Origin of the sequence: Eremococcus coleocola DSM 15696, from assembly GCF_000428865.1 — a bacterium.
Classification (GTDB): Bacteria; Bacillota; Bacilli; order Lactobacillales; family Aerococcaceae; genus Eremococcus; species Eremococcus coleocola.
In genome coordinates this window covers 1-12,316 of record NZ_AUAT01000012.1, presented here as the reverse complement: position 1 = coordinate 12,316, position 12,316 = coordinate 1, and the positions used below count along the sequence as shown (strand labels likewise).

The 12,316-nt window shown below is 39.8% G+C and carries 9 protein-coding genes, 1 tRNA gene and 1 rRNA gene; 9 read left to right on the top strand and 2 right to left on the bottom strand.

All coding sequences use genetic code 11. The annotated features are described in order from the left end of the window. Positions 1–17: 17 nt before the first annotated feature. Together G396_RS0103795 and G396_RS0103790 are read left to right on the top strand one after the other, a co-directional pair. Positions 18–1,289: an ABC transporter substrate-binding protein gene (locus tag G396_RS0103795; protein ID WP_028125093.1), complete on the top strand. Its 1,272-nt coding sequence runs from the start codon at positions 18–20 to the stop codon at positions 1,287–1,289. A 224-nt stretch (positions 1,290–1,513) separates the two neighbouring features. Further along, on the top strand, positions 1,514–2,341 hold the full coding sequence (locus G396_RS0103790) for an exodeoxyribonuclease III (RefSeq protein WP_006419014.1): 828 nt from the start codon (positions 1,514–1,516) through the stop codon (positions 2,339–2,341). A gap of 67 nt (positions 2,342–2,408) precedes the next feature. On the opposite strand, the gene G396_RS0103785 is transcribed toward G396_RS0103790, so the two are convergent. Continuing rightward, a complete protein-coding gene (locus G396_RS0103785; RefSeq protein WP_006419040.1) occupies positions 2,409–3,347 on the bottom strand; it encodes an ATP-dependent 6-phosphofructokinase in 939 nt (312 codons plus the stop codon). A gap of 123 nt (positions 3,348–3,470) precedes the next feature. Here G396_RS0103785 and G396_RS0103780 point away from each other — a divergent pair. The 6 genes from G396_RS0103780 (at position 3,471) to lplA (ending at position 9,276) form a co-directional block, all read left to right on the top strand. Then, positions 3,471–3,543: transfer RNA gene (locus tag G396_RS0103780), tRNA-Lys, on the top strand. A 701-nt stretch (positions 3,544–4,244) separates the two neighbouring features. Then, positions 4,245–5,042, top strand: coding sequence for an ABC transporter ATP-binding protein (locus G396_RS0103775; protein ID WP_028125092.1), 798 nt, complete (start codon positions 4,245–4,247; stop codon positions 5,040–5,042). Then, positions 5,035–6,300 (top strand): ABC transporter permease, encoded by a 1,266-nt coding sequence (locus G396_RS0103770; protein WP_028125091.1) that lies wholly within the window; start codon positions 5,035–5,037, stop codon positions 6,298–6,300. Before G396_RS0103775 ends, G396_RS0103770 begins: the two co-directional genes overlap by 8 nt. 258 nt (positions 6,301–6,558) lie before the next feature. Further along, positions 6,559–7,020 carry a nitroreductase family protein gene (locus G396_RS10080; protein WP_282705426.1) on the top strand — a complete coding sequence of 154 codons (462 nt, stop codon included), beginning with the start codon at positions 6,559–6,561 and terminating at the stop codon, positions 7,018–7,020. A 138-nt stretch (positions 7,021–7,158) separates the two neighbouring features. Next, positions 7,159–8,241 (top strand): M42 family metallopeptidase, encoded by a 1,083-nt coding sequence (locus G396_RS0103760; protein WP_028125090.1) that lies wholly within the window; start codon positions 7,159–7,161, stop codon positions 8,239–8,241. Between the two features lie 27 nt (positions 8,242–8,268). Next, positions 8,269–9,276 carry a lipoate--protein ligase gene (gene lplA / locus G396_RS0103755; RefSeq protein WP_006419049.1) on the top strand — a complete coding sequence of 336 codons (1,008 nt, stop codon included), beginning with the start codon at positions 8,269–8,271 and terminating at the stop codon, positions 9,274–9,276. Positions 9,277–9,377: 101 nt separating this feature from the next. Here lplA and gshAB read toward each other — a convergent pair whose 3' ends face one another. Next, a complete protein-coding gene (gshAB, locus tag G396_RS0103750; RefSeq protein ID WP_028125089.1) occupies positions 9,378–11,657 on the bottom strand; it encodes a bifunctional glutamate--cysteine ligase GshA/glutathione synthetase GshB in 2,280 nt (759 codons plus the stop codon). A 514-nt stretch (positions 11,658–12,171) separates the two neighbouring features. On the opposite strand from gshAB, the gene G396_RS0103745 reads away from it, so the two are divergent. Beyond that, positions 12,172–12,316, top strand: a 16S ribosomal RNA gene (locus G396_RS0103745); the annotation flags it as partial.

Here is a 12,316-nt window from a genome sequence, read left to right as displayed (position 1 = left end):
AGGAGGAAGAAATTTAAATGAAAAAATTAAAACTTTTTGCCGCTGCCTTAGTCGCTGCTTCAACCTTAAGTAGCTTCAGCCCGCTTGCATCTGCCCAAGAAAAAACTCAAGTGACTTTCTGGCATGCAATGAATGGTGCGCATGAAGAAGCTTTAACTGCCTTAACGGATAAATTCAATGAATCCCAAGACAAAGTAGAAGTCGTTCTTGAAAACCAAGGTGACTACAAAGTGTTACAACAAAAAGTAATGGGTGCCGGAGTATCTGGTGACCTACCAACCATGTCTCAATTAACCGCGTCAACCGTGGTTGACTTCATGGATCAAGGTTTAACTGAACCTTTAAATGATTATTTAACCGAAGAAAATGGGTTCTCACAAGAATTATTGGATGATATTTATCCTGGCTTTATGACAGGGGTTACCTTAGACGATCAAGTCTATGGTTTACCTTTTTCTAAATCTGTTCGGGTAATGTATGTTAACCAAGACTTATTAGATGAACTAGGCGTAGAAGTTCCTAAAACTTGGGACGATGTGAAAGCCTTAGGTGAAAAATTAGATGAAGCGGGTAAAGAAGAACAAGCTATGGGCTTAGAAAATTCAATTTCAATGGAAGTTGAAACTATGGCTCGTCAAAATGGTGCTGTTTGGATTGCAGACGATAAATCAGCGACAGATATCGCTTCTGATAAAGCAACTGAACCAGTACAATTCATTAAAGACTTGATTGCAGATGACCATGCTCGTCTAGCGGGTGAAGATGGTTATATGTCAGGCCCATTTGCTTCAGGTGCAACTGCCTTGTATATCGGTTCATCTGCTGGCCTTTCTTTCGTACTTGATGGTATTAAAGAATCTGGTATTAATGTGACAACTGCAGAAATCCCTACTTTTGCAGATGGTAATCCTTTAACCTTGTTTGCTGGTAACGACTTAGGTGTCTTCTCTCAAGCCTCAGACGAAGAAAAGGCAGCAGCCGTTCAATATATGGCTTTCTTATTATCAACTGAAAATACTGCTGAGTGGGCTGCTAAGACCGGTTACTTACCAATCACTAAATCTGGTGAAGAATCAGACGTATGGCAAAACTACCTTAAAGAAAATCCTTTAATGGAAGCTGCTTCTAAAGAATTGGAATATGGCCGTGCACAAGTTCCTTATGTAGGTTCTAGTGAAGTCTTCACTGAAATTGAAACTGCATTAGAAACAATCATGGTTAATGATGGTGATGTGAAAGAAAACATGCAAGCCATCGAAGATCTTGTAAAAGGACATTTAGGACTTTAATTGATACCTTAATTATATAAATATATACTTTTGCCAAAAGGTGACGACCTTTTGAGAAGAAGGAGTTGGACTGTTTGCCCAGCTTCTTTTTTATATTAAAGGGTTTAAGTCTTAAAATTTAAACGGAAAGTAAAACTTTCACTTTTACTTACGGCAAAGTGCTTGCAGTGCATAAGTGGATGAAGTAGGATAAAATATGAAAGAAAAATAGGAGTGAAACGTAGATGAAATTAATTTCTTGGAATATTGATTCCTTAAATGCAGCCTTAACCAGTGACTCGAATCGCGCTTTATTATCCCGGGATGTTCTGCAAACAATCTTAAACTTAAACCCAGATATTATTGCAATTCAAGAAACTAAATTATCAGCCAAAGGCCCCACGCAAAAACACTTAGAAATCCTAGCAGACCTCTTTAAGGACTACATGGTAGTCTGGCGGTCATCTGAAGAGCCAGCCCGTAAGGGGTATGCGGGAACTATGTTCTTGTACAAGCATGACTTAGAACCTAAGGTGACTTTTCCTGAAATTGAAGCACCAAGTCCCATGGATGCTGAGGGCCGGATGATTACCTTAGAATTTGATGATTTCTATGTTACCCAAGTTTATACGCCAAATGCTGGCAATGCCCTCAAACGCTTAGCAGATCGTCAAATTTGGGATCAACAGTATGCAGCCTATTTGGCGAGTTTAGACCAAGATAAAATTGTCCTCGCCACAGGTGACTTTAATGTCGCTCACCACGAAATTGATTTGGCCCATCCTGAGAATAATCATCATTCAGCTGGTTTTACCGATGAAGAACGGGCTGGTTTTACCCAATTACTGGCTCATGGCTTTACGGACACCTTCCGTCATCTCCATGGTGATGTGACCGGGGCCTATACATGGTGGGCTCAACGTGTAAAGACCTCTAAGATTAATAATTCTGGCTGGAGAATTGACTATTGGCTCGTCTCCAACCGCGCGGTTGACCGGGTGATTCAATCAGAAATTATTGATTCAGGAACCCGGCAAGACCATACGCCTATTTTATTAGAAATCGATATATAAGATAAAAACTCCCCAGTCATCTCTTTCTATAAAAGATGTGACTGGGGAATTATTTTAAAATAAAGGACTAAAAAAAGTAGGGGAGGACTAATTCTTTTTTGGCTGTGATGGTTTCTTCAAGTTTTTGTAGTAAGATATGGCGACCTTTGATGGCTACATTGAGACCGCTGCTGCCTTCAGTGAGGGCAGCTAAGGCTTTCTCTGCAAATCCTTTAGCTAATAATCGGTCTAAGGCTGCAGGAGCGCCGCCTCTTTGAACGTGGCCAAGATTCAAGGGTCGGATATTATAATCTAGATGAGGTTTAAGCCAATCAACAAAGTTCTGGGCAGAACTTATTCCTTCTGCAACAATGAAAATTTGGTAGTTTTTACCTTGTTGACGGGAGCGCTTGATTTGATTTAGGACTTTCTCCAAGTGCATATCCTCAGGGCGGTAAATAATTCCTTCAACATCTAAGGCATTGCCGGCCCAATAGGCAATGTCAGGAGCTCGCCGGCCCATAACTTCTACGGCAAAGATAAATTCATGGCTAGCAGCCGTTGTTTTTACTTGGTCGACCATAGCGACCACTGACTTCACTGCTGTATAAAAACCAATTGTTTGATCTGTGTTGGCGATGTCATTATCGATCGTACCGGGAACCGCAATCGTATTTAGACCTAATTGATGCAAGGCTAATGCCCCCTGGTAGGAACCCTCACCCCCGATGACAATGAGTCCATCTAAGCCAAGGTCTTTGACTTTAGCAACGGTTGCTTGGCGGACTTCCGGTTTAAGAAAATCTAAGCAGCGAGAAGTTCCTAATATTGTACCGCCTCTTGATTCGTAGGCTTCACTTTTACTGACGTCAAGGACTTGATAGTCTAAATCAATGAGCCCTTGATAACCTTTATTGAAACCGAGGACTTCTATCCCTATTTGCTTGCCGCCTTTGACTAGGGTGTGGATGGCAGAATTCATACCAGGTGCGTCGCCACCTGAGGTAAGAATACCGATTTTTTTCATGCTTAATCCCTCTTTCTTTAGTCTTTATTATAAGCTTTTTGCTTAGCTTATTTCAAATTATGGAAAAAATTTAAAAAACGCTTGCTTTTTTTATAAAGCGGTGTATAATTAAATATTGCATTCGGACGTTTAGCTCAGTTGGTAGAGCAACGGACTCTTAATCCGTGGGTCGCGGGTTCGAACCCCTCAACGTCCATTTCTAACCTTTTTTGAATGAGTACTTAGTGACTATTTTCAAAAAAGGTTATTTTTTTATACCATCTGCCAGTCAATTCTTTATAAAATACTTTAAACGATAGGGTGGCCAGGGAACGAGGAACGACCAACTTTGATTTTGATTTATTAAAGTGTCTTCTTTTATCTATCAGTGGAATGCCAGACTTGGGTCCGCTTTTTTGTGATGAACCGGTGAACTTTTATCAAGGAGTCTCCTAATTAAAACTATGAATTATTACCTCGCCTCACGCTTTATGTATTTTTCATGTAGTTCAGTAAGCTATTAAAGAGATAATACCCAAAATGAAAAATAATAAAAGTTGAAACTATAACAATTCCAAGATATATTGATTAATGCCAGATGTACAAATTAAAATAAAGACCATGATATTAGTCATAATAAAGCCATGGTAGATTTGTAAAAACAAGGATTACGCCTACTTTCCAGGTAGATAAATTTATTAAGCCTCGTCCAATTGTTTAAGTTTTCAAATAGTTAAACTCTTATAATATTATTATACCTTGTATGCTTAAACAAATTCTACTTTTATCTCGATAAAATATGGGGGCATGACTCAGCTAAGGGACGTCTCTAAGAAACAATCGTTAGAATTACAATCTAAGAATATGCTATAATTTAAAAGAATTAAGTAAAAGAGAGCTTAAATGAAGAGGTGTTACATGTTATTAACAGTCACAAATTTAAATGCGGGCTACCGCCGTGTTCCTGTTATCAAAGATATTGATTTTACCTTAGCTGCTGGTCAGATTTTGGGTTTGATTGGTTTAAACGGTGCTGGGAAATCAACTTTACTGAAAACGATTCTAGGTCTTTTACCACCTTTACAAGGTCAGGTGGCGGTGGGTGGGGTAACCATCAATGAAAACCATCAAGCCTATGCTAGCCAAATTGCTTATATTCCCGAAGTGCCAATTTTATATGAGGAGTTGACCCTAAAAGAACATTTAGAGATGACTGCACTGGGTTATGGCTTAGCCATTGAAACCGTGATGGAACGGGCTATGCCTTTATTGAAAATGTTTCGCTTAGATCAACATTTAGATTGGTTTCCCATTCATTTTTCAAAAGGGATGAAACAGAAAGTCATGATAACTTGTGCCTTGGTGACGGATGCCAAGCTATTTATTATTGATGAACCTTTCCTTGGCTTAGACCCAATCGCTATTCGAGATTTTATTCAATTATTAAAGGATAAGGCCTGCCAAGGCTGTGGGGTTTTACTGACCACGCATATGTTATCGACGACGGCTGACTTTTGTGATGGTTACCTCTTACTTAGTCAAAGCCACCTAGTCGGACAAGGTAGTCTTAGTGATTTGCAGGCTCAGTTTGAACTAGCGGATGCAGATCTTGATGATATTTATATTGCCATGGCCCAAGGCCAAATTGGCCGTGGTTTCGAGCCCAAAGAAGCCTTACTCAAGGAAGCTAACCAAGCAGGTGACCGTCATGACTAGTCTAGAAGAATTAGGCAAAGCTCGGTTTAAATACTTTATTGACCAGGTAGGCAAGTATAGTCGTTTGATTATTAATGATCACTTTTCAGTGATTCTCATGGTTCTCTTAGCTTTTGGTGCTATTTATTACCGTGATTTGCTCGGACATTTACAGACTTTACAAGCATCAAGTTTACGGTTGCCAGTTATTATTGTGGCAACCGGCTTGATTGGCGGTCTTTTTCAGATGGGCCACCCCATGTGGTTTACTAAGCAAGCAGACCGGTCTTATTTATTTGCTCAAGGTCAAAAGTGGCATCCTTATTGGTTTAAGTGGGTTATGTCATCACTCTTTTTACCATTTATCTACTTAGCCCTTGGCTCTTTCTTAGTCTATCCATTTCTGAAGTTAGTTAGCCCGTGGGTTCATTATCCGGTTTGGCTATTTATTGCCTTGGTTTGGCTGATGAAAGTGGCAGACTACTTGATGGTTTACCTATCTGCTTTTGATTTGGGTTTAGCCTATCAAAGTCGGCAATTAGGACGGTCAGCTTATTCTATTATATTTACGATTATTTTGTTTATCTCTTGTCTTTTACCCAAGACTTGGGATTTAGGGATGTTAATTTTACCTGTGGCCATTACTTTTATTTATTTCTTATGGGCTTTTCAAAATATTAATTATTACCCAATGCAATTTGATTATGTGGTTGCCTTGGAAGCAAAGCGGCAAGCGACTTTTTATCGCTGGGTTTCGATTTTTGCTGATGTTCCTACCCGGACTCCAAGTATTCGTCGCTTACCTTGGATGGATTACTTAATCCAACCCCTAAGTAAGCTTTATCCTAACCGCTTCTATTATTTATATTTGCGGTTACTTGTACGGAATTCTGCTTATGCTTCCATCTGGTTGAAAATCTTGATTTTTATTGCATTTTTATTGTTATTTACGAATTCAAGTTACTTGTTACTAGGTTTGGGTATCCTAGGTAGTTTAATGACAATCATTCAATTACTTCCTTTGATTCATACCTATGACTACCATCCTTTTCAACGGATCTATCCCCACCATCAAAAGAGACAAGTTCAAGCTTTTCAAATTACTATGCTCTTAATTTTTGGAAGTCAGTTGCTAGCCTATAGTCTGGTCCTTTGCCTTAGCCATTTAGATCATCTGGCAAGTTTGTGGTGGATTATTCCGGTTTGGCTGCTGGTTGATTTAGCCCTTATTTATTTTTATGTACCATGGTGGTATCAAAAAAATCAAACAAGTATCTAAGCAAAGAACGATTTTTATATCGAAAGAAGCGGTGGTGTGAATCAGACACCTCAACACCAATTGGACCATCACACCATTCGATTTTTTAAAGAACGGGTAGTTCCGGACAAGTAAGTTCAGATTTATTTGCAGGTGATGAACCAAACTGCCTTGTCCAATGCCCTACAGGCCTATTCCGTGATTAAGATTACGGACCCTAAGTTGAAAACGCCTCTAGCAGTAATTGGTAAATAGGCTTATATCGCGGATGCACCAGAATTGTTTATCTTTTTGGTAGACTGTTATCGGAATGCTCAAATTATGGCCGCCCAAGAGCAAGATGCCACCAAGTTGAAAACGATGGACTTCTTCAACCAAGGGGCTGTCGACGCTAGGCTAGCCGCCCAAAATATGGTGAATGCCATTGAAGCAGACGGTTTAGGAACCGTCTTTTTGGGGTTAATCCTAAATGATCCCCAAGCGGTCATCGATTTATTAGCCTTACCTCAACTGACCTTTCCCATTTTAGGTTTGGGTTTCGGCTATCCAGATGACCAGCCGGACTTGAAGCCGCGGATGTCATTAAAATTTAAAGTGGGTGAAAAAGCTTACCCTTATCATAAGGATATTTTACCTGCTACCAGCGATTACGACCAGGCCATGACCCATTATTATGATACCCGTGATTCCAATCGTAGGGCTGAAAACTTTAGTCATTACGTCGTGAATAAGGTATCCTAAGCCAAGCCTGAACGAGCCCGCATTCTTCGGGTGATTCAAAATCAGGATTTTGATTTAGGTTTGACTGACCCTTAGTCCTTAGAGGTGAAATATTTTCATTAATTTGTTACAATTTAGGAAATAAAAAGGGGGATTTAAATGACAATTGATAAGATGCTTGTTGATTTAACCGAAGTTCGAGGCATTGCCGGCAATGAAGGCCAAGTGCGTCAGCTTTTCAAAGACTTAGTGGCGGATTATAGTCAAGACTTTGTCCAAGATGGCTTAGGCTCTATTTATGCTAAGCATGAAGGCCAAGCGGATGGTCCGACCTTAATGTTAGGGGCCCATATGGATGAAGTGGGCTTTATGGTTCAATCTATCACCGACAAAGGCTTTATTAAATTTACCACCATTGGTGGTTGGTGGAGCCAAGTGGTCCTAGCTCAAGAAGTTGAAATAACCACCCGTAAAGGAGATGTCTACCATGGGGTAACCGGATCCAAACCGCCCCATGTTTTGAACGCAGAAGCTCGTAAGAAGCCAATTGATATGGATGACATCTTTATTGATGTGGGTGCGACTTCTAAGAAACAAGTTGAAGCCTGGGGTATTCGCCCGGGGGATATGATTACTCCTTTTATTAAAACTCGGCGAATGAATCCAGATTCGCCATTCTTATTAGCCAAAGCTTGGGATAACCGGATTGGGATGGCTGTAGCGGTGGAAGTTTTAAAATTTACTCACAGTCATGACCATCCTAATGTGATTTTTGCTGGGGCAAACGTGCAAGAAGAAATTGGTCTCCGTGGTGCCAAAACCGCTGCTCACTTAGTGAATCCTCAAATTGGGATTGCCTTAGACACAGGGACTGCCGGTGACACACCAGGTATGACTGAGAAAGAAGCTGATTCGATTCTCGGCAAAGGCCCCCAAGTCATTATCAAAGATGGGTCTATGATTGGTCATAAAGGTTTACGGGAATTTGTCACTGACTTAGCTGAACGACGGAATATTCCTTTCCAATATACCTTTATCCCAGGGGGTGGTACCGATGCCGGTTCATTCCACCAAACGCGGGATGGTATTCCATCGATTGCCATTACAGTACCGGTTCGTTATTTACATTCTCATACGTCAGTTATCCATGAAGATGATTTCAAGTATACCGTTCAATTAGTTCAAGCCATTGTTGAAGAGCTCGATCAAGCGGCTTACCAAACCATTATAGAAAATGTTTAAGTCTTATAACTAGAAAGAGGAAAGTATATGATTTTTGTTGATAATCAAAATGTCTACGATGCTTCGATGAACATTGCCCTAGAAACTTATTTGGTCGAAAACCGTTTAGTCGATGAACCCATCCTTTTATTTTATATTAATGACCCCTCAATTATTATTGGCCGTAACCAAAATACCATTGAAGAAGTCAACCAGCCTTATATTGAAGAAAAAGGAATCCGAGTGGTTCGCCGGATGTCTGGTGGGGGCGCGGTTTACCATGACCGGGGTAATTTCTCTTTCTGTTTTATTAAAGATGATGATGGGTCCTTCCGTGACTTCCAATCCTTTACCAAGCCTGTAATTGACGCCCTCCATAAAATGGGTGCCACTGGAGCAGAATTACAAGGTCGTAACGACTTGTTAATTGACGGTAAGAAATTCTCTGGGAATGCCATGTATGCTAAAGATGGCCGGATGACAGCCCATGGAACGATCTTGTTTGACTCTGACTTAGATGAAGTAAATAATGCCTTGAAACCACGGAAAGAAAAAGTGGAATCTAAAGGAATTAAATCTGTCCGTTCACGGGTGACCAATATTAAGCCTTTTGTGGATGATAAATATAAAAATTTAACCACTGAAGAATTCAGAGACTTAGTTTTACTTGAAATCTTTGGTGTAGAGTCACGTGACCAAGTGCCAGAATTCAAATTAACCGATGAAATTTGGGAAGGTGTGAAGAAAATCCATGCCGAACGGATGGGCAACTGGGACTGGAATTATGGCCAATCTCCTGACTTTGATTATGAAAAGAGTCATAAATTCCCATTTGGTTTTGTTGATTTCCGTTTCAATGTGAGCCAAGGTGAAATTGTGGATGCCACAATTTTTGGTGACTTCTTTGGTCTAGGTGATATTAAAGACGTGGAAGAAAAATTAAACGGGGTAAAATTCGAAAAAGCTGCCATTATTGATGCGCTTAAAGATGTCAACTTGAATAAATACTTAGGTGACATTAGTGCGGAAGAATTGGCCAACTTAATTTTTGAATAGTTAACAAAGATTGTATAAATATAAAGAGGACCTAGTTGAAAAGAGATGAGTTAAAATCTCTTTTCAACTAGGTCCTTTTATGTCTTTGAATGATAGTTGGCTTACTGGGGCCAAGTCAGCTCAGGAAAGAGTTCTTGTAAGACTGCTCTGCCTAAATAACGATCCTGACCTTGGCCTACGAAACGGTGGATGGACATGGCGGGGTTGAAGTTGGCTTCAATTACGCCATAATCTCCTGTTTGTTTAATCGGAGCGGTATAATCTTTAATCAGAATATCGACTCCACAGAAGGTGGTTCCCAACGCTTCAGCCGCTTGAATAGCAATAGCATTATAATCGTCATAGACTTGATCGGTACGGTCAATGGAAAGACCGCCGGTAGAAACATTGGAGTTTTCTCGTAAATAAACGACTTGGTCTTTGTCGGGGATGCTTTCAAAGCTTAACTGGTTTGCTTCTAACTGGAGGGCTTCTGTCTTCCCTTTTTCTAATAGGGTCATTGGAGCGAAATGCTTAGGTCCGCGTAGAGGATGTTGGTTAGCTTGATCTATCAGTTGGCTGATGGTATGTTTTCCATCACCTACTACTTGGGCAGGCTGGCGCTCACAAACAGCAAGGACTTCACCTGCTTGGACATAGAAACGTAATTCATCTCCAGGTACGAAACTTTCTACTAAAATGGTGTTATCTTCTTCGAAAGCAATTTCTAAGGCTTGGCGATACTGGCTTTGACTAGGAAGGGTTTTAAAAATAGAGATTCCTAAGCCGTAATTGGTATTTTTAGGCTTAACCACAAAGCCTTGTTCAGGTAGGAAAGGATAATAATGACTTGCCTCGTCTATCTCATTAAAATGTTGCCCTTGCGGGACATAAATCCCCGCTTCTTTGAGAATTTCTTTGGTTGCTACCTTGTTTTCCATTAGAAAATATGAAATCAAAGAATCTTTAGCAGTCATATTTCCATTACGGATATATTCTTGATGTCCTTGATGGCTTACTTTAATTAAATTATCCATCGGATCAACTATTTCAAGCTTCAAACCAACTTTTAAAGCTTCTTTGATAACATCCTGGGTAGAAAGCTCGAAATTCTCAAAGCCATGAAGATGGTAGGGCCGCTTTTGATATCCCTGCTTAAATTCCCTAGCTTGTTCTAAACCCCAAGCTAAAAAGTTAGCTGGATCAGGGCACTCATTGATTAATTGACCCGCAAGGGTTAGCTTTGAATCTTCTAGGGCTGCTTCTGCTTTTTCTACTAGAGGAAGTAAATCGATTTGACTGTTTTCTTTTAGTACTTGAGCTACTTCTCGCATGCTTTGACAAAGTAGTTTACCTTCTTCAAGGTCTGGACAAGGTGTTTGTGGGTGAGCTTCAGCGACGGCTTGGTTTAACCGATTACCTAAGTTAACGGATGCATCATCGGTTTCGCCCTCTAAGAATAAAAGTGAAATGAGGAAAAGTTTAATAAAGTCAATTTGGTCTTTCGTAATACCATAGGGAGTAAAGGGATTTAAGTCAAAATTACGAAACTCAAGATATTTAATCCCCTGGCAAAGGAGGTCGCGGACTTTTTGTCCACCACGAAAACGCACATCCCGGTAGAGTTCTTTTTCTAATGAAAGAAAGTTATCATTCACTGCCTTTTCAATGGATTCAATCATACTAGTAAGTGAACTATAATCAATGTTAATAGAATTAGCATTGCGGTAACCATACCGACTCTGGCGGATTGACCGCATGATGGTTTGAGGAGGGGTGCCAAATAGTTTGCTTTCATAAGTTGAATCAACATAAGGGCTGACCCCAAATAAATAAGTGAGTAACCAACGATAGCGGAAATAACGACGACCTAATTCAAAATAAATTTGATTAGTTGCTTGAATAAATGAAGGAAATCTACTGCCAACTAGCTTATGGACCAGTTGTGGTTTAATTTGAAAATTGTAATGGATACCAGAAACCAGTTGTACATCTTTGCCGTAAACCTGAACTAGGTGTTCGCGGTAAGCTACTTCTTTAGAATTGGAAAGTTTGGCTACAGGAATAGTATCGCGATCAGAGTTAAGCTTAGCGGGGGGGGAAGCGGGCCAAATCAAATCTTCTGGGTATGCTGCGGCCGTTATTTGGTGAAGCCCAGCTAACCAATTGATCAAATCTTGATTTTGTTTAAGCGGGGGAGTGATTAGTTCTAATTGGGCTTCGGCAAAATCAGTTTGAATATAAGGATGGTAGTCACGGCCACCTAAACCACCACTATCATGGGTGTGTTGGGAGAAATTACCTTGGTTATCCAAGCGCAAGGATTCCTTCTCAATTCCGACAGTTGATTCAAAAAGTTGGGGAATATCAGATGGTTGAAACCATTGAGTGGAAATAGTCATAATAAGCCTCCATAATATAATAGTGAAGTAATACCTTCTATTATACAAAGTAAAAAAATCAAAAGAAATAATATCGCTTAAAAAATTTGAAAAAAGATATTGACAAGGGTAAGGCGCCTATGATAAATTATTACACGTTGCTGATAACGGAAAAGTTAATCGAACCTAAAGAATTAAAAAAATTCCTAAAAAGTGATTGACAGCTCAGCACAAAGATGATATTATAATTTATGCTGTTACGACATAAAAGACGAACAGCTGAAAAAAACTTTAAAAGAAATTAAAAAATGCTTGACATTGATTTAATCCTCTGTTAAAGTATAGAGGTTGTCGCTTGAAAAACAAAAGACAACGAAAGCTCATTGAAAACTGAACAAAGACAAACACCAATTTGTGTAAGGGGTTCGTATAAACGAACAACCCGAATATTAAATTCGAGACAAACTGTGTATGATCAGTATAAAATCATAATTAGCTAGTATTTAAATGAGTCAATTAGGCTTATGAAATTAACTTTCATGAGAGTTTGATCCTGGCTCAGGACGAACGCTGGCGGCGTGCCTAATACATGCAAGTCGAACGCACTGACGGAGAACTTGTTCTCTTAACGTGAGTGGCGGACGGGTGAGTAACACGTGGGAAACCTACCCTTGAGCGGG

What these genes read in the sequence shown, in the direction of transcription:
- G396_RS0103795 (WP_028125093.1), top strand. Translation starts at nt 18, where the DNA reads ATGAAAAAATTAAAACTTTTTGCCGCTGCCTTAGTCGCTGCTTCAACC.
- G396_RS0103790 (WP_006419014.1), top strand. Translation starts at nt 1,514, where the DNA reads ATGAAATTAATTTCTTGGAATATTGATTCCTTAAATGCAGCCTTAACC.
- G396_RS0103785 (WP_006419040.1), bottom strand. Translation starts at nt 3,347, where the DNA reads ATGAAAAAAATCGGTATTCTTACCTCAGGTGGCGACGCACCTGGTATG.
- G396_RS0103775 (WP_028125092.1), top strand. Translation starts at nt 4,245, where the DNA reads ATGTTATTAACAGTCACAAATTTAAATGCGGGCTACCGCCGTGTTCCT.
- G396_RS0103770 (WP_028125091.1), top strand. Translation starts at nt 5,035, where the DNA reads ATGACTAGTCTAGAAGAATTAGGCAAAGCTCGGTTTAAATACTTTATT.
- G396_RS0103760 (WP_028125090.1), top strand. Translation starts at nt 7,159, where the DNA reads ATGACAATTGATAAGATGCTTGTTGATTTAACCGAAGTTCGAGGCATT.
- lplA (WP_006419049.1), top strand. Translation starts at nt 8,269, where the DNA reads ATGATTTTTGTTGATAATCAAAATGTCTACGATGCTTCGATGAACATT.
- gshAB (WP_028125089.1), bottom strand. Translation starts at nt 11,657, where the DNA reads ATGACTATTTCCACTCAATGGTTTCAACCATCTGATATTCCCCAACTT.